The organism is Sorangium sp. So ce726 (assembly GCF_051521405.1).
In the GTDB taxonomy this organism is placed as follows: domain Bacteria; phylum Myxococcota_A; class Polyangia; order Polyangiales; family Polyangiaceae; genus Sorangium.
Genome location: NZ_CP150349.1, coordinates 184,071 through 203,276 on the forward strand (window position 1 = coordinate 184,071; position 19,206 = coordinate 203,276).

Genomic DNA, 19,206 nt, shown 5'->3' on the forward strand with positions numbered 1-19,206 from the left:
GGCTGCCAGATCACGGTGCGCGTGCACAGCCCTGGCCGCCCCACGATCAACGTCTCGATAGGACGCTGCCTCGAGCGCGGTCCGGGCCTCGCTCGCGGTGGGCCGACGTCAGCGGGCGAGGAGCGCGATCACGTCCTGGAGCCCGGCGTGTGTCAGCCGTACGCGGACGTCGACGCGGGCCGCGCCGGATCCGAGCACCTCGGAGGTGACGGCGAGCGGGATCGCGACCCCGCCCCGCGCCGGCAGCGCCGCGAGCGCGGCGAGATCCTTGGCGGCCTTGTCCAGCGCCTCCGGCGTGTCGCCGTTCGCCACGAGCAGCGCCAAGCCAGCCAGCGAGAAGAGCCCGCCGGCCAGCGTCCCGCGCCGCCGCAGCACGTCCACGTCTGGCGCCGCGCCGAGCGTGCCCTCGTCGCGCCCCGGCGCCACCGCGACGCGCAGCCGATCCACCAGGGCGGCGTCGTCCTCGCTGATCCCGAACCACGTCCGCGGGCCGGCGGGGACGACGTAGAGGTGGGTCGTGTGCGCGGGTGGGGCGTCCTTCGTGAGCGGCTTCGAGCGGAACTCGACGTGGAGCGTCCCAGCGGGCAGCGAGGCGGGCGCGCGGACGACCGCGTGCGTCGTGTGCTGCTTGTCCTCGTCGTCCTTGCGAGCCCCGTCCTTCGGCGCGCTCCGCTTGAACTTGTCGAGCTCATCGCCGCGCTGGAGGAGCTCCTTTATGCCGGAGATCCAGGTCTGCGCCGGCTCCTCGACCGAGGCCAGCATCCACCCCTGGAGCGCGAGGCGCGCCGCCTTTCGCGCGCGCGGCGCGCCCTTGTCGCGCTGGTAGGCCGCGAGCGCCTTCTCCGCCGCCGCGCCGTTCGCGCCCGCGCCGAAGACGAGGGAACCGCCCGTGAGCGCCAGGGTCTCCAGGCGATCGAGGACCTGATCGAGCCGCGTCTCGTCGTAGCCGTCGTCGATCATGTCGTCGCGCAGCGCCTTGAAGGCGGCCTCCCGCAGCGGGGTGAGCTCGGCGCGCGACGCGCCCTGCGTGTGGAAGGCGACCGCGGTGTCGGCCGGGAGGCGGAAGAACGCCGGCGGCGGCGCGGCGTCCTGCGCCGTGGCCGGCGCGAGGGCCAGCGTGAGGGGCGACCGCCGGCTCGCGAAGCGCAGCGTGAGGCCGACCTCGACGTCCGCGCGGCCCCACGTGAGGTCGACGTTCAACCTCTCGATCTCGCGCAGGAACCCCGCGGCGAGCTCCTCGCCCAGCGCCCCCGCGCTGCCGTCGTCCTCGTCCGCGTCGTCCGTGTCGCTCGCCTCCTCCACGGCCTGGCGGAGGGTCCGCTCCGAGAGCTCGATCCGCGCGTCTGCGTCGAGCGGCTCGCGGGCCACGACCTGGACGAGGTAGGCCGCGGCGGTCTCGATGTCCTCCACGTCCGTGCCGCAGAGCAGGCGCGCGCCGTCCCGCCGCTCGCCGGGATCGAACGCGCAGGCCCAGGGCGGCGCCTCCTCGTCGGGCTCGGCGTTACGCGCGCGCTCCACGCGCAACAGGCCCGGGTGCTCCTTGAGCTCCTTGAGCACGAAGCGATCGGCCAGCCGCGGCACGTCCCGCTCCGCGACCGACAGCGAGGCCACGGCGTGATCGCCCGTGGTGCCCAGGAAGGCGACGTCGAGCGGCCTGTCCAGATCGACGATCCCGGCGAGGTCCGGGCCCACCGCTTGCTCGAGCACCTTCGTGGGGTCCGTGGAGCCCATGGTGAACACGAGCGCGCTGCTCGGCAGGAGCTGCGTGGCGTTGTCCCAGGTCCGCTTCGGATCGGCGATCCTCAGCACGAAGGCGAGCTCCGCCGGCTCGGTCGCGGGCTGCGCCGCCGCGACCGAGGGCGCGGTGATGGCGGGGCGCGGCGCCGCGGGCAGCGGCGCGACGGGAGCTCGCTGGGGAGCTGGAGCGCCGGCGCACGCGGTGACGAGGGCGATCGGGAGGAGGGCGGCGCGCTTCATGGATGCGCCGATCGTCGCGCTCGAACCGGGCCCCTGGCAAGTGGGGTGTCACTTCGGGAGCTTCATCACCGTGCCTGCGGCGCTGTTCGTCCAGTAGACGCTTGTCGCGTCCACGGTGATGCCCAGCGGATGATCTTGCCCTGTCGCGAGCGTCTCGGGATCGCCGCCTCCGATGGGCACCCTCTTCACGCTGCCGTCGTCGTTCGTCCAGTACACGTTCTCGGCGTCGATCGCGAGCTTCTGCGGGTTGCGCTGCCCCTCCGCGAGCGCGACGGGGCTGCCGCCCTCGAGCGACACCTTCATCACGGTGCCTCCGCCGTCGTTCGTCCAGTAGACCGCGGCGGCGTCCACGGCGATGTCCTTCGGCTTGAGCTGCCCCTCCGCGAGCGCGACGGGGGCGCCGCCCGCGACAGGCACCTTCATCACCGTGCCTCCTTCGTTCACCCAGTAGACGTGGGTCGCGTCGACCGCGACGCCGAGCGGGGAGTCTTGCCCCTCCGCGAGCGCGACGGGGGCGCCGCCCGCGATAGGCACCTTCATGACCGTGCCCTGGTCGGCGCTCGTCCAGTAGACGTTCGCGGCGTCGACCGCGATGCCCATGGCGTAGGTCTGCCCGTCCGCGAGGATCGTGGAATCGCCCTCGAACGACGCCTGCATGATGATCTCGAGGCCGGAGTCGGTGAAATAGATCTGGCCGGAGGGGTCGAGCGCGATGCTCTGGGGGGCGAAGGGCGGGTCTCCCTCGAAGAGGAACGCCGCATTGCCGCCGCGGATAGGCACTGTCATCACCTGTCGAGCGACGGGATCGACCCAGTACGCCGTGGTGTCGTCGACCGCGATGTCCGTCGGCTCGACGCCGCCCGACGCCAGGACGAGGGGCTGGCAGCGCGACGCCTCGCACGGCGCTCCCAGGCAATAATGGCCGCAAGCGCCGCAGTGATCCGGATCGGACGTCTTGTCGACGCAGGCGCCGCCGCAGAAGGACAGGCCATCCTGGCAGCCGGGCGCGTCGCCCCCGGCCCCCGTCGCGGCCACGGCCACGGCGTCGCCTCCGCCCCCGCCGGAGGTCCCCGAGCTCGTGGCATCGGAGCTCTCAGGATCGAAGTCTCGATCTTCGGGGCTACACGCGGACAAAACAAGCACGCTCATCAGGAGGAAGCGGTTCATGGCGCGTAGTGTACACGGAACGCGGGAGCACGTCGGCGAGCCTGCCTCGGAGCGCTCGTGCTGATCGCCGCTGTCGGGCGCTGTCGTGTCAGCGGGCCAGCGCGACGAGCGACTCGGGCATTCCGAGGTCGACCAGGGTCGGCCGCACGAGGGAGAAGAGCTCGAGCCAGATGCGATCGAACTCCGCCTCGAGCGGCGTCGCGGTCCTCCCCGATACCGACCGGCGACGTTCGATGACCCCATCTCCGGTGCGGCACCGGATGTGCCGGACAGGAGCGTCGTCGAGCGCCCACCGGTGGAGCTCCTCGGGGAGCTCGCGGAGCGCGCGACTGAGCCTCTCGAAGGCTTCCGGGGTCAACAAGAGATCGTGGCGTGTCCCGGTTCGCTCCTCGGAGCCCGAAGGCCCGATCCAGTGGCACCTCACCGCGCCATGGCCGCCCGCGGTCAGCGTGGCCTCCCAGCCGGCAAGCGACGCGGAGAAGCCGGGGACGAACGCGAGATCGATCTCCATCCGCATCGTGTCTGGCGAGAGGGGCCGCGAGGCGCGCGCCTCAGCGAGCCGGAGCCATGCCCCCTTCGTCGAGCGCCGGCCAGGCTGGCCGGAGCGGGAGGACGAGCACATCGAGCGCCGCGGGCAGGGATACCGGGGTCGCCGCGTGCAAGCAGAACTCCCGGCCAGGCCCGAGCACCATCTGGCGCATCCACAGGCCGGCGCTCCCCTGGTCCAGCGCCGGCGCGAGCCGAGCGAAGAGCTCACCGTAGGACACGCCGTCCGGTTTGCCGAACCAGTGGGCGTAGCCGGGCGCGCTCAGGGCTGCTCCGCCCCGCAGGCGATACAGCCCGCCAGCCCCGCCGCTGGCCACCGCGGCCGCCGCGTCGTGCGGCGCCGTGCGGCTGGCGGAGACCGCGGCCTCGTTCAGCGCGCCGAGCGCACCGAAGTCGTTCACCAGGTACCAGTCCTCGTAGACGTCGCCGCCGCCGGCCGCCCACGGCGCCCCGGAGAGCCCGACGCTGAACGACCGGAGAAAGCCCGACGCGGGCGCCGCGGCGAGCGCCGCATGGAAGGCTCGCTGCCGGCGCTCGTACTCCTCCGCTGCGGTCTCAGGTCGTCTCCAGTGCCAGAAGACATAGGCCAGCATGGACTCGCCGTTCGTCCTTTCCTCGGAATACCTCACGTCTTCGCCGATGCCGGATGCTCCATGTTCATGTAAACCCCGCCCGCTTCGAGCTCATCCAGCATCTGGTGGAGCCGCTTTTCCCTGGTCTCCTGCCGCTTCGCCTTGTCGATCCATCCGATATAATCGTTCTGCTGGTACGCGGGGCGGGCCTTGTAGGCATCCATCAAGCCACGCTCGTTCAGCGCGTTCTCGACGAAATCGGGGATCGGGTGCCTTGGCCTTCTCAGGCCCGACGCGTCGGCGCTCATCGCTTCCTCGTTATACCGGCGCGCGGCGTGGAGGTGAAGCGAAGGCTCGGGGCGCCCCGGGCGCCCCACGGGCAGGGTGCGCCCGTGGTGGTGGATGAAACTTTTGCCGCGGTGGAGCGTCTCAGCTCCCCGGAGGTTCCGCCCGATGCCCAGACGTCGTGGTCTCTTCCTTGCGTTCTCCCTTCTTTGCCCGGCGCTGCTCTCCGCCGGGTGTGCCCAGCCGATCGACGCTCCCGACGCGACCGCGTACGTGCTGCTCGATCCCGCGGCGCGCGCTCGCTGGACCGTGGCCAGCGACGGCTGGCAGGGCGCGCCGATCCTGCCGGTCGCCCTCGACGTGGAAGAGACAGCCGTGCTGCGCGGCCCGGAGGGCGCGGAGCGGATTCCTCTGCGCGGGGGCATGCTCGCGCACGTGCGCGGCCCCGAGGGCGAGATCCGATGGCTCGCGCTGGGGGAGGAGGCGCGGGACGACCGCCTGACGCTGCACTCGAGCAAAGCGGCCGCGGCGGCGCTCGCGGCGCTCGTCGGCGGCGAGATCTCCCCGCGCCGCGACGGCATGTGGACGCTCACAGCGCCGGACCTGCTGGAGCGTGGCTCTTTCCTCGAGCCGCCCGAGGGCGTGATCGAGGCCCTGCCCGACGCGCAGCGCGATCCCGGCGATCCCGCCGCGTTCGCGCCTTCGGCGGCGCAGGACGCCCTGGACGCGCTCGCCGCGGTGCCCGCGGCCGCCAGAGGCGGCGCGCTGGAGCCTGGCAGCGCGGAGGCGGAGCTGGTCGGCCTCTACGCCGCGGGGCTGCGGACGCTCCTCCTGGACGCGTCCGGGGGCTTCACGCTCGAGGACCGCTGCACCGGCGAGGTGGTCGCGACCGGCGAGTACTCGGCCGCGGGCGATCGCGTGATGCTGCGATCTGCGGGGGCGGCGCCGATGGTGCTGGGCCGGCAGCAGGATAGGCTGTTGCAGCCGGGCGGGGTGGCCTTCGCGCCGCTCGCGCCCGAGCCCTCGGGGCGCGGCGAGACGGAAAGCGAGCTGCTCGGGAACGGCGGTGAGGAGTGACCATGAAGCGCAGGCATTTGCTGGGAGCGACTGCAGCAGGGCTCGCGGCCACCGCGTGGCCCGCGTTCATCCGCGACGCGTTCGGCGACGGCGCCGCGTGCGACGAGACGGGCAAGCCGGCGGCCGCCCCGGGGTCGCTCGTCCAGGTCTCGGCCGCGTTCCGCCGCGCCCGGCAGGCGAACAGGGCGCTGCTCGTCTTCGTCATTCCTGTCGATGACAGCGCCAAATGGGAGCGCGGCCACGCGTTCGGCGAGCTGCTCAACTTCGGTTCGGACGGGGATCTCGCACCGCTCGCGGGCGTCGAGGTCGTCTGCGCGACCATGGCCGATCTGAAGAAGCTCGTGCCCGGCGCCGGCAACGGGGAGCCGCTCCTGGTGGTGGTCAGGACCGACAAGGTGCCCGTCGCCGCGACGCAGCTCGACGTCGCGCTCCCGAGCTACGACGGAATGCGCCGCATGGCGGCCGGGGGCTGGGAGGAGCAGCTGAAGCACGACGACAAGATCGCTGCGCAGCGGATCGGCGCGCTAGGCGCGCTGCTCCGGAAGGGCCTTGGCGCCGACGGGCGCAACGTGGAGGCCAGCGCCGCGAGCGTGCGCGCGCGGCTCGTGAAGGCGCCGCCGGCGGGCGCGCACTGGGCGATCGCCAGCGGCTGCGGGATCGACGTCGAGGGGGCCAGGGACAGCGGGCTCATGGCCTGCGGCATGGGGCACGTGCCCTCCAAGTCACGGCGCTTCCTGTACTTCTTCGCGGTCGACGGGCGCGGGGCCTCCACGCGTTGATCCCGGTCGGCCTCACGCTCCAGCCCGACGCGGCGTTCCTCGACCTGCTGGCCGAGGTGATCCTGCGCGACGCCGACTACTACGAGGTGGCGCCCGAGACGCTCTGGCGCGTGCCGGACGCCGCCGAGGCCGATCTCCAGGAGAACGGCTTTCACCGCCGCTTCGCCGAGCTCGCGCGCCTGTCGGACCGGCCGTTCGTCGCCCACGGCGTCGGCTGGTCGCTCGGCGGCGCCTCGGCCGCCGACGCGGGCCGGCGCGCCCGCTGGCTCGCGGCCCTCCGGCGAGACAACGCGATCTTCCGCTTCCGCTGGTACACCGATCACCTCGGGATCAGCGCGCCCGCCGGGCTTTCGGCCGGGCTGCCGCTCCCGATGCCCATGAGCGCGCACAGCGCCGCGGTCGCCCGCCGCGCGCTCCGGGCGATGCAGGCCGTCGTGGAGGACGTCGGCGTCGAGAACAGCGTGAGCTACTTCGTGCTCGGCGACCCGCTGGACGAGCCGCGCTTCCTCGAGCGCATCCTGAGGGCGCCGCGGACGCACCTGCTGCTCGACCTGCACAACGTCCACACCATGGCGGAGAACTTCGGCTTCGATCCGGCGGAGTACGTGGCGCGGCTCGATCTCGCCCGGGTGATCGAGATCCACCTCTCCGGCGGCGGCCCGAGCGATCCGGGCTGGCTGCCTTCCGGCCGGGTGTTGCGGCTCGACGGCCACGACGACGCCGTGCCGGAGCCGGTGTGGCGCCTCCTGGACGAGGTCGCGCCGCGCTGCCCGAACCTGCGCGGGGTGACCCTGGAGCGCATGGAGGGCACGGTGCACGGCGCCGACGACGCGGCCGCCGTGCGGGAGGAGCTCCGCCGCGCGCGGCGCGCGCTCGGCCGGCGCGGGAGGCGCGGGTGAGCGGGGCGCAGGCGCACGCGCGTTACGAAGCGCTCGTGGCCCGCGCGATGACCGCCGAGGATCCCGTGGCCGCGCTGCGCGCCGCGGCCGAGGATCCGGCGCTGCCGCCCGCGCTCCGGCGGGCGCTGCTCGGTGTGGACGAGGACGGCGTGAGGATGTCGGCGCTGCTCGTGGCGCGGCTGCGCTTCGAGCGGCTCCTGCGCGGCTCGCCCGAGGCCGAGGCGTGGTTCGACCGCGATCCTGCGGAGTTCAGCGCCGTGTTCCGGCGCTACCACGCCGAGGTGCCGCCCACCGCCTTCTTCCCGCCGGGCGAGGCCCGCCTGTTCCGCGGGTGGATCGAGGCGCAATCCTCCGCTGCGCGCGACCCACAGCCTCGATGACCGCCAGGCCGTGGTCGGATCGTCTTCCTGCTTTCCGCCTTCGGTGGCTCATCTGACGTGCGTGAAGCCTGAGCGGCGCTCACTGCGCCATGACTGCCCCGCACGTCTGGCGCGCGAGCTGCTCCTGCGTGAGCGTCTGGAGCATGTCGACCAGCGCGGCCACCCCGGCCGGAATCGGGACGCAGGCCGGCCATTCCCCGCACTCGTCCCCGACATCGACGACCGCGCCGTCGACCTGGATCCGGAACAAGATCCCGTCCACCTCTCGCGTGTCGACCCCATACAGCACGGGCGCCGCCGTGAGCGCCGCGACAACATCGGGGTGGTCGAGCGCATCCGCGACGTCGCCGGCGCTCACCGCCTCCCCGCAGCTTCCAAGCTCCTGCGAGCACACCGGCAGCGACGTCTCACTCCCGATGCTGCGCCGCTCGAACGAGAAGGCACGGCACGGCGAAAGCGTGCTGGTCTCCTGGGTAGGTCCGAATCCTCCGAGCGTTCCCCAGCGGATCGTGTCCGCCACGCACCCGCAGCCATCCGCGCCGCCGCTCCCGCCGGGGCTCTCGCTGCCGTCCCCTGGCGAGCACGCCGCGGTCAATCCCCCCAGAAGCCCGCCTGTCAAAACAAGCAATCCCCAACGATTCCGCATTTCAAGCCTCCCACAGCGGCGCCGGCAAGCTCCGGACCGGGCCGCGCTGCCGCGAGGATACGCCCGTTCGAGATGACTTTGTGGCCGCGCTGCGCGCCGCGGCCGAGGATCCGGCGCTGCCACCCGTGCTCCGGCGGGCGCTGCTCGGCGCGGACGAGGACGGCGTGAAGATGTCGGCGCTGCTCGTGGCGCGGCTGCGCTTCGAGCGGCTCCTGCGCGGCTCGCCCGAGGCCGAGGCGTGGTTCGACCGCGATCCTGCGGAGTTCAGCGCCGCGTTCCGGCGCTACCACGCCGAGGTGCCGCCCACCGCCTTCTTCCCGCCGGGCGAGGCCCGCCTCTTCCGCTGCTGGATCGAGGCGAACGCGGGTTCGAGCGGAGGGGCGGCGGACGGCGCCGGGAGCGGCTCGCCCGCGCCCTCTGCAGGAGACGCGCTCAGGGGTTGAACGTGGCGACGAAGACGTCGGAGCCCGCGGCGTAGGGGATCGGGCCCGTCCCGAAGTCCACCGCCGAGCTCGCGGCGCCGGTGAGCGCAATCGTGCCGTTCGGAGTGATGGTCATGTCGTTCGTGTCGGCCCCGAAGCTGAGGGTCCAGACCTCCGCGCCGCTCGCGTCGAGCGTGGCGAGCCCGTGCCCGGCGACGACGATGTCGCCCGTGGGAGCCACCGCGACGGCGTTGCCGAAGGGGACCGAGTCGCTGAAGACGTACGCGCCGGCGGCGTCCAGCTTGAGGAGCACGGGGCCGGTAGGCAGCACGCCGCCGCCGAAGTCGACGGTGCCGTCCGTGGTGCCGGCCACGAGCACCTCGCCGGCCGCGTTGACGGCGACTGACCAGCTCGCATCCGCGGCGGTGCTGCCGGGCGGGATCGACGGATCCGGCGTGAACGGCCGGTTCCAGAGCACGGTGCCCGTCGGGGCGCGCTTGGTGACGGTGAGCTGCCCGACGGCGGACTCCGGCGAGGTCACCGTCAGCACGTTGCCGGCGCCGTCGATCGCGAGATCTGCGTTGTATATCGAGTCGGCCCATTCTGCGATCCGCTGCTTCCAGAGGACGTCGCCCGCGGGGCTCAGCTTCGCCAGGAAGGCGTTCGGCAGGTCCTCGTGGTTGACGTAGACGAGATATGCGTTGCCGAGGGCGTCGATCGCGATCTGCTCTGGGGTGAAGTCGAGGCTGTAGTCGACGCCTATCGTCCCCTCGATAGGTCCCTGCCTCCAGATCGGATTGCCATCGCGGTCGAACTTGACCACGAAGGCTGCATCTGAGGGTATGCCGTGGTCGAAGATGGGTAGGCACTGGCCGAACCCCATGGCGGGGAGCCCCGACCCGTAGGCGCCGGCGAGCCAGACATCGCCGCTCTCATCGACGGTCATGGCATACGGACGGTCCTCGAAGCGCTTGCTCCAGAGCAGCGTGCCCGAGGGATCGAGCTTGAGCAGGAAGCCGTCCCTCCACAACGGGGTGCTGGTGATCGGGCCTGCGCCGAAGTCGACGGTCCCCGTGAAGGTGCCCGCGACGTAGGTGTTGCCTGCGGCGTCGTTCTCGATGAGCAGGCCCTCGTCGGCGCCGGTGCCGCCGTATCCGCGCGCCCACGGCGGCAGCACGGGGCACGAGGGCTCGCCGTCGCAGCTCTCGTCCGCCGGAGTGGCGCAGATCTCCTGTGTCGGGGTCACCTCGCCCGTGCAGGGGCCGTAGCCGAAGCCGTCGGGCCTGCAGGTCTGCGTCCCGGCAGCGCAGGCCCCGACGCCCCTCGTCCCGGTAGGGCCGGAGTAACACACGACGACCGAGCCCGGCACGCAAGGCTCTGCCGGGTCGCCGCCGCTGCCGCCCGCGCCGCCGCTGCCGCCCGCGCCGCCGCTGCCGCCCGCGCCGCTGGCGCCCGCGCCGCTGCCGCTCCCCGTGCCGCCGCTGATCGCCGGGGGATTGAATGTGGCTACATAGATATCCGAGCCTCCAGCGTACGCGATCGGGCCAGTCCCGAAGTCCACCGCGCTCCGCGCGCTGCCGGTGACAGCGACCGTGCCGCTCGGAGCGATAGTGATATCCGACGGGCCGGCGGCGAAGTCGACCGACCAGAGCTCGGTGCCCTCGGCGTCGAGCAGGGTGAGCCCCGGCCCGGCCACGAGGAGGTTGTCGGCGGGATCGACGGTGATCCTCGCGCCTGGTATCGGGCGGTCGAAGACATGATCGCCGTCCGGCTCGAGCTTGATGAGAATGTAGGAGAACGTGTCGTAGTTCACGATCCCCGCGAATATATCGTTTGTCGAGGTGACCGCCACCGATACGGCAAACCAGTTCCATGTGTCTTCGGGGCTCTGGTATTGCCATAGCAAATCTCCCGACGGAGAGAGCTTGGATATGAACAGGCCGTTGTGGAATTCGTCGGGGTAAAGGGCTGAGTGTGCCACTATCGCATTGCCTGCGCTGTCGACCGTGAGGCTTATCTCTCTGCTGATGAACCCTATCATGGAACGCGTCCAGAGGGTGTTGCCCGCGGTGTCCAGCTTCGTCACTCGCGTGACCTCATTCACGTCGTAGGCTACGTACACATTCCCCAGGGCATCGGCGACCATCTCTTGAACGGTGAAGTGAGTTGGTACGCCGGATTCGTTCTCGAGGCCCGTGCTCCAGATGTGGTTGCCGTCTTGGTCGAGCTTGGCCACGAACAACCCGTAGAAATTGAGAGGTCCCGGCAGGGCGCATCCGCCGAAGTCGAGGCCTGTCGGCCAGCCCGTATAGCCGTCGTCGTAGCGGCCGGAGAGCAAGACGTCACCGTTCCCGTCGACGGTCACGGCACCGCCGATCTCTGTGTGGATTGTGCCGAAGCGCTTGCTCCACATCAGCGCGCCCGAGGGATCGAGCTTGAGCAGAAAGACGTCCTCTTTACCTGCGCTGGTCAGAGGGCCGGCGCCGAAGTCGACCGTCCGTTCGAAAGAGCCCGTGACATAGTAGTTGCCCGCGGTGTCGCTGGCGATGGACAATCCGCTATCGGCGCCGAGACCGCCAAAGCCGCGCGCCCACGCCGCCGGCTGAGGGCAATGAGGGACGCCGTCGCAGCTCTCGTCTTCCGGTGTGGCGCAAGCTTCCTCCGCAGGGAGCACCTCACCCGTGCAGGGGCCGTAGCCAAATCCGTCGGACCGACAGGTTTGCGTCCCGGCAGTGCAGCGTCCGACGTTCCTGGTCCCGTCAGGCCCGGAGTAGCACGCCACGATGGCACCCGGCACGCATGTCGCTGGCGAGCCGCCGCCGCCGGTCGAGCTGCTCTCCCCGCCGCTACCGCCGTCGCCTGCGGAGCCGCCGCTGCCTGCGGCTCCGCCGTTGCCGCCGCTGCCGGCGGAGCCGCCGCTGCCTGCGGAGCCGCCGTTGCCTGCGGAGCCGCCGTTGCCGCCGCTGCCGGCGGAGCCGCCGCTGCTTGCGGAGCCGCCGCTGCCTGCGGAACCGCCGCTACCGCCGTCGCCTGCGGAACCGCCGCTGCCGGTAGAGCTGCTCTCCCCGCCGCTACCGCCGCCGCCGGTAGAGCTGCTCTCCCCGCCGCTACCGCCGCCTGCGGAACCGCCGCTGCCTGCGGAGCCGCCGCTGCCTGTAGAGCCGCCGCTGCCTGCGGAGTCGCCATTGCCGCCCTCGCCCGAGGAGCCACCCGTGCCCGCGGAACCGCCGCCGCCATCGGCCGCGGAACCACCGCCGCCATCGGCCGCGGAACCACCGCTACCATCGGCCGCGGAACCACCGCCACCATCGGCCGCGGAACCGCCGCCGCCATCGGCCGCGGAGCCGCCGCCGCCATCGGCCGCGGAGCCGCCGCCGCCATCGGCCGCGGAGCCGCCGCCACCATCGCCGCCTCGGATGGGCGGCTTGCACGCGGCCATCGTGACGAGCGCCGCGAGACATACCCAGGCTGGGCCGTGGAGGGGAAGCCTGGATGTTGAATCGATTGCTTCGGGGGTTCTGGCCATGCCGCTTCCGATGCTCGGGACGGGTGCGGCATTCAGCGTACGATGAGCGTGAAACGCATCAGCACGTCATGGTGGTTGCGGTGAGGACCATCGAGGAACGCTGGCTCTGGGCGCGGCACAGCACGCTTGTCGCACGCGAGGCGGCGTCAAGGTGCGAAGTGGAAGACCTCGAATCAGGAGCGATCGCCGGACCTGGGGTGCACGCGCTGGAACGACGCTGCGCCTCCTGCGTCTCCGCGTGATCGTCGTTGCCGGATCTGCGCCTGTGCAGCCGGCGACGAGCGCAAGACTCCTCGAGAGGAAACTCAGCAGCGCGGCGGGCTCCACGGAAAACGAGAGCACGCCCGCAGCGCTCCGGTGGCAGAGCCTGCTTTGAATGTCAGTTCATGTTCAGCCCCCGACTCTCGGATAGACCCGTGCGTCCGCCGGGCAGCCCGCGCCACCCGGCCTTCCCGCGGCGCCCGCCGCGCATGTCACCGCCTCTGATGCGACCCCCGGGCAGCACATTCACGACGGCGGACCGAGAGCACCCTGCGCAGCGCAGCCAGGGCGGGTGTAGCCTCGGCATCATGCCTCCGCGCCGGCTGCGCCTCGCCCTCGCCTTCGTCGCGCTCGCCGGCGCCAGCTTCGCCGGGTGCTCGCGGTGGCCCTCCGAGCGCCCCGCCGCGCCGGGACAGGACGTCGCGGGGGCAGGGGACGCCGCGCTGCAGCGGCCCTCCGGCCCGTCTCCCGCCCCCAGCGCACCCGCGCCCGGCGCGGCCCCGCAGGAGCCCGCGCCGCCGGGGCGGCCTCTCCTGTCGATCACGGACCACGCGGCGCTCGCCGAGCTCGAGGCCGCGGGCCTCGACTTCGGCTCGGTTCTCACGGGGGCGCCGCGCGCGCCCGCCTCCCTCGCCGCGCTGTCCCGCACCGCCGAGCTCGCCTCGATCGCGCGCGTGCTCGCCGACGACCTGCGGCAGGTCCAGCGCGCCGATCCGAGGAGCGGGACCAGCGTCGCCCGTCACGCCCACCGCCTCTTCGACGAGCGGTGGCTCTCCGCGGAGAGCGCGCGCTTCGAGCTCGTCGGCGTGGTGAACCGGATGGACCGCCGTCCGTTCCACGCCTCCGGCTGCGGCGAGACCCGCCTCGTGTACCGGCTCGCCTACGCCGCGGAGGCCCCGGCCGGAGCTCGCTCGCGCCTCCCGATGACCGCGTCGTTCGAGCTCCTCGCGCCCGCCGGCGACCCCCTCTCGTGCCGCCGCCTCGCGCAGGCCTGGTCGCGTGCCGGCGCGCTCTCGGGGCCGGACCTCGTCCGCTTTCTCACCTCGCCCGAGGGCCCGCTCGCCCCGGGCGCCGCCGATCGCGCGAACCTCGCGCAGCTCGTGGTGAACCTGCAGAGCGTCCGGTGGCCCTCCACCGTGCGCCCGGACCTCGGCGGGCACGCGGAGTACGTGCTCCGCGCCTTCCGCTGGGACGCCCGCGCCGGGCGCTACGCGCCGCTCGCCCTCGAGAACACCCCCGACGTCGCCCGGCTCTCGCGCGACCCGGCGCGGCGCGAGCGGCTGCGCGCCTGGCTGTCGGCCCCCGAGAACCTCGCGCGCCTCGACGAGGGGACCGCGCTCCTGCCCGAGGAGTTCCTCGCCACGAAGGCGCTGTCGGCGACGCCCCACGGGCTCGCGCGCCGCGCCAACCGGCCCTTCCGCGTGCTGTTCGAGCCCCGCGACTTCGCAGGCGTCGATTTCGGCGGCCTCTCGCGCGTCCGCTCGCCCGAGGGGCTGCTCCGGCGGCTCGACCAGATGACCTGTCCCGGGTGCCACCAGAGCGGGTCCGTCGCCGGCTTCCACCTGCTCGGGCAGGAGCCCCCTGGCCGCGTCCAAGATGCGCTGTTCACCGTCGAGTCCGCGCACCTCGCGGGCGATCTCCCGCGCCGGCGGGCGGTGGTCGAGGCCATCGCTCGGGGCGCCGCCCCGGACTACGAGGTGCCGTATCCCGAGCGAGGCGACGGCGCGCGCGGCGGGTACGGCGCGCGTTGCGGGCTGGGCGACCCGAGCTTCGCGGGCTGGGCCTGCGCGGAAGGGCTCGTGTGCTCCGCGTACGACGCGCCTCAGGAGGACCGCGCGACCGTCGGTGTCTGCCTGCCGGCGGCGCCGGAGGTCGGCGACCCGTGCCAGGTCGGCGCCGTCGTCCCCCACGCCGACCCGCACCGCGATCGCGCCGCGGCGGCGCAGCCCGGGGCGTGCCCGCTCGCGGCGGTGTGCAACACGAGCCCCGTCGGGTTCCCCGGCGGCATGTGCACAAGCAGCTGCGTCGCGCTCCCGGAGGAGGGCGTCTGCGGCGCCATCGCCGTGCTCGACCCGTTCAACCGCTGCCTCGCCCGCGGGACGGTGTTCACCGAGTGCCTGAGCCGCCACGTCACGCCCGCGGGCCTGCGCCGCTGCTCGAGCGAGGCGCCCTGCCGCGAGGACTACGTGTGCGCCAGGACGAGCTCGGGCGAGGGCGCCTGCATCCCGCCGTACTTCCTGTTCCAGCTCCGGGTCGACGGCCACGCGGTGCCGTGACCCGCCCGGCGCCCCGCGGCGTCGCCGGCGGAAGGGAACAGCGCGCCTTCGGGGTGGAGATCTCGATAGAGCCCCAGGACCCCCGGAAGATCCCCCGCCTGCGCCCCACGGACAATGCCGTCGAGTATTGCAGAGCCCGCCCGCTCATCGCCGCCCTGTCGCATCTCCATTCGATATCACCGCGCCCCGGACGACAGAAGTCATGCCGGTGCGCTGCGAAACAAAGTCCTTGCTCGAGCCTGTCCGTTATAGTAGATATTTGTCCTATAAAACGGACGAAGCGGATTGAAGCCGCTGTCCGCTCCTTTCCTGGCCTCGTCGGCGCTCGAGGCGCGCGCGTTGTCGGAAGCTCGACCTCACCGTCTCCGCTTCCGGGACGACGCGCTGCGATCTGAGCTCACAGGCCGATTCTCAAAGGTGCCTGGCCGCGAACGCCGCGGCGGGCGGACGCGAAGGTCTATCCAACGAACGGAGCTGAACGCCATGACCATCGATTCTCATGACAGCGATCACAGGAGCGATGCTTCGACTCCCGACGCCCCGAAGCCCGTGAGCTCCGAGGGCGCCGCGAGGCGACCGGGGGCCGAGAAGGTCGCAGGCCGGCGCGCCTTCATGAGTGTTGCCGGCTCGCTCGCCGTGGGAGGCGTCCTCGCCGCGAGCCCCGGTGTCGCCAATGCAGCGCGGGGCAGGGGCGTCGACGATCTGCTCGACGGTATCGATCTGTCGCGCCGCGATCCGCGCGTCTCACCGCTCGACCACGAGCTCCGCCTGCGCGCGCTGCGCGTGCGCGTGGAGGCCGCGGTCGACGATTTCGAGGAGCCGATCGCGCCGCACCCGGACAACGGCGACGAGGCGCGCTATCGGAACAAGATCGGGACGGACACGCGCGGCCTGCCGCACGACGAGCGAGGCGAGGTGGACCTGGCAGCGTACCGCGTGGCGGCGAAGGCCCACGCGTCGCGCGAATGGGACGATTTCGAGGCGATCCCGCTCGGCGGCACGCGCAAGCTGGTCAATCCGATCGGCACGCTCGCCGCCAGCCTGATCGGAAAGACCCCGGCCCAGTTCGGTGTGCCCCCGGCCCCCGCGCTGGCGAGCGCCCAGAAGGCCTCCGAGGCGGTCGAGGTCTACTGGAAGGCGCTCCTGCGGGACGTGCCGTTCGAGAGCTATGCCAGCAGCAGCGACGTGGAGGACGCGCTCGACGAGATCGATCGCCTGTCGGGCTACACCGGCCCCCGGGTCGGCGGCCGCGTCACGCTGGACACGCTGTTCCGAGGCAGCGTCACCTACGTCGATCCCCGGGATCGCTCGGGCAGGACGGCCAGGCACGTGGTTCCTCCCGGCGTGCTCGACGGCCCTTACATCTCGCAGTTCCTCCTGCGAGACATCCCCTATGGCCCGCAGGTGATCGGGGGCGCGATCCGCACGGCGCTGCCGGGCAACGACTTCCAGACCGATTACGCCGAGTGGCTCGCGGTGCAGAATGGGCGCGCTCCCACCCGATCGATCGCATTTGACCCGGTGCGCCGCTACATCTCGACTGGGCGCGATCTGGCGGAGTACGTGCATGGCGGCGCGTCCAGCTTCTGGGGCGCAGCGCTGCTCCTCGGCGCGGCCCGCAGCGCGAACCCGAACGCCCCGGGGGGCATCGCGGCCCCCCTGAGCCCCACGAACCCCTACCTCACGTCGGAGACGCAGGCCTCCGCGGCCGCGACCTTCGCGCTCGCCTACCTGCAGGGCCTGCTCCCCTTCGGCACGTCGCGCGTGATCCGCGCCGCCTACTGGCAGAAGTGGTTCGTGCACCGCAGCATCCGGCCCGAGGCGTACGGCGGGCTGGTCCACCGCCGGCTCGCGGACGACGCGCGAGAGTACCCGCTGCACGACGACATCCTGAGCTCGCTGGCGGTCGAGCTGACGTTCGACACGTTCGGGAGCTACCTGCTTCCGCAGGCCTTCCCGGAGGGCGCCCCGATCCATGGGTCCTATCCGGGCGGCGCCGCCGCCATCGCGGGCGTCAATGTGACGCTCCTGAAGGCCTTCTTCGACGAGGACCATGTCATCGAGGATCCGTTCGTCCCCGATCCGGCCGATCCGACCCGGCTCGTTCCGTACAGCGGGCCGCCCCTGACCGTGGGCGGTGAGCTGAACAAGCTGGCGACCAACGCCGCCTTCGGGCGCAACTGGGCGGGCATCCACTGGCGCACGGACGCCGCGGCGTCGCTGGCGCTCGGTGAGGAGGTGGCGATCAGCCTGCTCCGGGACGAGCGCCGGACCTTCCGCGAGCCGTTCGAGGGCTTCACGTTCACCAGGTTCGACGGCACGCGGATCACGGTGTGAATCGGCCCCTCGCTGGCGTTTGAGCCAGCGGAGGCCCAGCGGCAGCTCAGGGGCAAAACACGATGTCGTAGTCTTCCCCGGCGCAGGCGGCCATCGACTCCTGATCATCCCCGGACCACGAATACGCGTCCTTGCATGCCTCTTCGAAGTACATGGCCACGGGGCTCGCGGGATCGTCCCGATCAGGGCTCACGCAGGAGATCGTCGCGCCGCTTGCGTCCTTGTAGCGACCCACCTCCGGGCACCCCGCGAGGAGGCTCGTCGGGCACGACAGCGTCCGGCAGTCCGGCAGGCCGACGGGCACGATCGCCAGGGGGAGGTTGTGCGCGTCCACGTGGCTGATGTTGTACCAATCGAAGTCGTTGAAATCGGTGTTGAGGGTCATCTCGGCCAGCGTGTGTCGGCCGCCGCCGGGGTCCGACCCGGCATACGCCCAGTAACGCAGGGACGACAGCGGCTCCTCGCTGGTGCCCACGTCGCGGCACGCGAACTGCCCCGGGCCGAGCTCCCCGCCCTCGATGAGGCTCCCGAGGAACTGGAGCGGCTGGTCGCACTTGTTGACGAAGGCCAGGGTGGTCTTCCCATCCCCGGAGGTGCGGCAGTCGACCTCGCCCGGATTGACGGGCGGCTGGCCTGTCGACGCGCTGCTGGCTTCGCTCGACGAGGCTCCGCCGGTCGCGCTGGACGCGGAGCTGACCGAGGTGGATCCGCCGCCCGTCGCGCCGGAGGATGTGTCCTGCTCGGGGGACGCGCAGCCGGCATCGAGCAGCGCAATGGCGAGCAGTGCGGCCGCGGTCTTCCCATGTGGCGACATGATGGTCCTCCTTGCGGACTCGGTGGTCGGAGGAGGATGAGGATACCGAAAGCCTTGTCCACCGAGAAGCCGTGTCCCGCGAGCAATGACCAGCGCGGACTCGGGACCTCGCGCGTCCTTCAGGGCGCCTGGCAGGACACGCGGTGGATCGGCTCCTCTTTCCCTTCACCGACCGTCACGTAGTCCCATCCGCCGGGCACCCACGCGATCGCCTCGGCCTGCTCCTCGTCGGGCGACGGCAGCACGCAGGGCGGGCCAGCCAGCGCCTGCGCCACGGTCTGAGCCGGTGGGATCGGGTAGTAGAGCACGTGCGAGGAAGTGCGCAGCAGCACGCCTGTGCCGTCCGGGTGGACGTCGCCGCTGGTGAAGCGCGCGCTCCCGGCGGGCGGTTCGATGGAGCCCGTCCGGACGAGCGTTGCTGGCGCGCCGGCGGCGGGCAGCGCGGGCAGCTCGTAGACGCCCGAGCTGCCGTCATTGACCTTCGTCACGAGGGTGATCGCTCCGGTGGTGGGGTGAATGAGCAGCGTCTCCGCGTCGTGGCCTCCGTCGGGGTACGAGAGCACGAACACCTCGGCGGTCGAGGCGAGCGGCGCTCCTCCGAGCGTGTCCGGCTCCGGCACGCCGTAGATCGTGTAGCTGTCGCGCTCGCCGTCGTTGTCGCCGATGTCCGCGAGGAAGAGGCAGCTGCCCCCGCCCGAACGACAGGGCCCGCGCGCGATGTCCTCCCAGTCGATCGCTGCCGCGCCGGCCACGGTCACCTCGGCCCGCAGCGCGCCGTTGAACCCGATGGCGAAGAACCGGGGGTCATCGCCGTGGTCGTTGTGAACATAGAGCGTGTCCGGGTGCAGCCCGCTGGCGACGACACCGGAGCACTCGTCGATGTCGCCCGGCGGGAGCGCGCCGATTCGCGCGGCCCCCGTGCAACGAGGGCAGCCCGACTCCCGCACCTCCGGCGGATCCGAGGCCCCGCAAGCCGCCAGGAGCAGCGAGAGCGCGAGCGCCGGCGCCGCAGAGCGCCGTGCCAAGGCGCCTGGTGCAGGCCCTCCCTCCGGATGGGGCGCCTGGAGGCGGCGCGGTGGCAGCTGCGGAGCGCGAAGGATCTCGAGCGCAGACGTCGGTGACATGAGCATTGCGGTTCGGTGACGTTTTCGCACGCTTCGCTCTGCTCGGCACGGCCGCTCGGCATGGCGGGATAGGCGTCGATGGCCGACGGGCGCCTGGGAGGAGCCGCGGCTCAGCCGG

Annotated in this window: 16 protein-coding genes; 7 read left to right on the plus strand and 9 right to left on the minus strand. The window is 72.2% G+C overall.

The window, feature by feature from the left end; all coding sequences use genetic code 11:
* Positions 1-108 precede the first annotated feature (108 nt).
* The 5 genes from WME79_RS00685 to WME79_RS00705 all read right to left on the minus strand — a co-directional run bounded on the left by WME79_RS00685 (position 109) and on the right by WME79_RS00705 (position 4,570).
* A complete protein-coding gene (locus WME79_RS00685; RefSeq protein ID WP_437530947.1) occupies positions 109-1,977 on the minus strand; it encodes a hypothetical protein in 1,869 nt (622 codons plus the stop codon).
* A 48-nt stretch (positions 1,978-2,025) separates the two neighbouring features.
* Positions 2,026-3,144: a hypothetical protein gene (locus WME79_RS00690; protein WP_437530949.1), complete on the minus strand. Its 1,119-nt coding sequence runs from the start codon at positions 3,142-3,144 to the stop codon at positions 2,026-2,028.
* A gap of 88 nt (positions 3,145-3,232) precedes the next feature.
* Positions 3,233-3,655, minus strand: a complete 423-nt coding sequence (locus tag WME79_RS00695; protein ID WP_437530951.1) for a hypothetical protein — start codon at positions 3,653-3,655, stop codon at positions 3,233-3,235.
* Between the two features lie 40 nt (positions 3,656-3,695).
* A complete protein-coding gene (locus WME79_RS00700) occupies positions 3,696-4,319 on the minus strand; it encodes a hypothetical protein (protein ID WP_437530953.1) in 624 nt (207 codons plus the stop codon).
* A complete protein-coding gene (locus tag WME79_RS00705; protein WP_437530954.1) occupies positions 4,316-4,570 on the minus strand; it encodes a YdeI/OmpD-associated family protein in 255 nt (84 codons plus the stop codon). The genes WME79_RS00700 and WME79_RS00705 overlap by 4 nt, the downstream gene beginning before the upstream one ends.
* 145 nt (positions 4,571-4,715) lie before the next feature.
* Between WME79_RS00705 and WME79_RS00710 the strand changes: the two genes are divergently transcribed.
* From WME79_RS00710 to WME79_RS00725, 4 genes are read left to right on the plus strand one after another with little or no spacing between them, the layout of a single operon-like run.
* Positions 4,716-5,624: a hypothetical protein gene (locus tag WME79_RS00710; protein WP_437530956.1), complete on the plus strand. Its 909-nt coding sequence runs from the start codon at positions 4,716-4,718 to the stop codon at positions 5,622-5,624.
* A gap of 2 nt (positions 5,625-5,626) precedes the next feature.
* A complete protein-coding gene (locus WME79_RS00715) occupies positions 5,627-6,403 on the plus strand; it encodes a hypothetical protein (RefSeq protein ID WP_437530958.1) in 777 nt (258 codons plus the stop codon).
* Complete coding sequence (locus WME79_RS00720) at positions 6,400-7,302, plus strand: DUF692 domain-containing protein (protein WP_437530959.1); 903 nt, start codon at positions 6,400-6,402, stop codon at positions 7,300-7,302. Before WME79_RS00715 ends, WME79_RS00720 begins: the two co-directional genes overlap by 4 nt.
* Complete coding sequence (locus tag WME79_RS00725; RefSeq protein ID WP_437530961.1) at positions 7,299-7,682, plus strand: hypothetical protein; 384 nt, start codon at positions 7,299-7,301, stop codon at positions 7,680-7,682. Before WME79_RS00720 ends, WME79_RS00725 begins: the two co-directional genes overlap by 4 nt.
* A 79-nt stretch (positions 7,683-7,761) precedes the next feature.
* Here WME79_RS00725 and WME79_RS00730 read toward each other — a convergent pair whose 3' ends face one another.
* Positions 7,762-8,202 carry a hypothetical protein gene (locus WME79_RS00730; protein ID WP_437530963.1) on the minus strand — a complete coding sequence of 147 codons (441 nt, stop codon included), beginning with the start codon at positions 8,200-8,202 and terminating at the stop codon, positions 7,762-7,764.
* A 206-nt stretch (positions 8,203-8,408) separates the two neighbouring features.
* Here WME79_RS00730 and WME79_RS00735 point away from each other — a divergent pair, with 206 nt between their 5' ends.
* On the plus strand, positions 8,409-8,771 hold the full coding sequence (locus WME79_RS00735) for a hypothetical protein (RefSeq protein ID WP_437530964.1): 363 nt from the start codon (positions 8,409-8,411) through the stop codon (positions 8,769-8,771).
* On the opposite strand, the gene WME79_RS00740 is transcribed toward WME79_RS00735, so the two are convergent.
* Positions 8,761-12,276 (minus strand): hypothetical protein, encoded by a 3,516-nt coding sequence (locus WME79_RS00740; protein ID WP_437530966.1) that lies wholly within the window; start codon positions 12,274-12,276, stop codon positions 8,761-8,763. The two genes, WME79_RS00735 and WME79_RS00740, sit on opposite strands and share 11 nt — an antisense overlap.
* Positions 12,277-12,845: 569 nt before the next feature.
* Between WME79_RS00740 and WME79_RS00745 the strand changes: the two genes are divergently transcribed.
* Positions 12,846-14,813: a hypothetical protein gene (locus WME79_RS00745; protein ID WP_437530968.1), complete on the plus strand. Its 1,968-nt coding sequence runs from the start codon at positions 12,846-12,848 to the stop codon at positions 14,811-14,813.
* 483 nt (positions 14,814-15,296) lie between these two features.
* Positions 15,297-17,150, plus strand: a complete 1,854-nt coding sequence (locus WME79_RS00750; RefSeq protein ID WP_437530970.1) for a vanadium-dependent haloperoxidase — start codon at positions 15,297-15,299, stop codon at positions 17,148-17,150.
* Between the two features lie 46 nt (positions 17,151-17,196).
* On the opposite strand, the gene WME79_RS00755 is transcribed toward WME79_RS00750, so the two are convergent.
* A complete protein-coding gene (locus WME79_RS00755) occupies positions 17,197-17,964 on the minus strand; it encodes a thaumatin family protein (RefSeq protein ID WP_437530972.1) in 768 nt (255 codons plus the stop codon).
* A gap of 119 nt (positions 17,965-18,083) precedes the next feature.
* Positions 18,084-18,989, minus strand: a complete 906-nt coding sequence (locus WME79_RS00760; RefSeq protein WP_437530974.1) for a hypothetical protein — start codon at positions 18,987-18,989, stop codon at positions 18,084-18,086.
* Between the last annotated feature and the right edge of the window lie 217 nt (positions 18,990-19,206).

Coding starts and splice junctions, on each gene's coding strand:
- WME79_RS00705 (WP_437530954.1), bottom strand. CDS start 4,570: ATGAGCGCCGACGCGTCGGGCCTGAGAAGGCCAAGGCACCCGATCCCC.
- WME79_RS00715 (WP_437530958.1), top strand. CDS start 5,627: ATGAAGCGCAGGCATTTGCTGGGAGCGACTGCAGCAGGGCTCGCGGCC.
- WME79_RS00710 (WP_437530956.1), top strand. CDS start 4,716: ATGCCCAGACGTCGTGGTCTCTTCCTTGCGTTCTCCCTTCTTTGCCCG.
- WME79_RS00745 (WP_437530968.1), top strand. CDS start 12,846: ATGCCTCCGCGCCGGCTGCGCCTCGCCCTCGCCTTCGTCGCGCTCGCC.
- WME79_RS00695 (WP_437530951.1), bottom strand. CDS start 3,655: ATGGAGATCGATCTCGCGTTCGTCCCCGGCTTCTCCGCGTCGCTTGCC.
- WME79_RS00740 (WP_437530966.1), bottom strand. CDS start 12,276: ATGGCCAGAACCCCCGAAGCAATCGATTCAACATCCAGGCTTCCCCTC.
- WME79_RS00690 (WP_437530949.1), bottom strand. CDS start 3,144: ATGAACCGCTTCCTCCTGATGAGCGTGCTTGTTTTGTCCGCGTGTAGC.
- WME79_RS00685 (WP_437530947.1), bottom strand. CDS start 1,977: ATGAAGCGCGCCGCCCTCCTCCCGATCGCCCTCGTCACCGCGTGCGCC.
- WME79_RS00755 (WP_437530972.1), bottom strand. CDS start 17,964: ATGTCGCCACATGGGAAGACCGCGGCCGCACTGCTCGCCATTGCGCTG.
- WME79_RS00750 (WP_437530970.1), top strand. CDS start 15,297: ATGACCATCGATTCTCATGACAGCGATCACAGGAGCGATGCTTCGACT.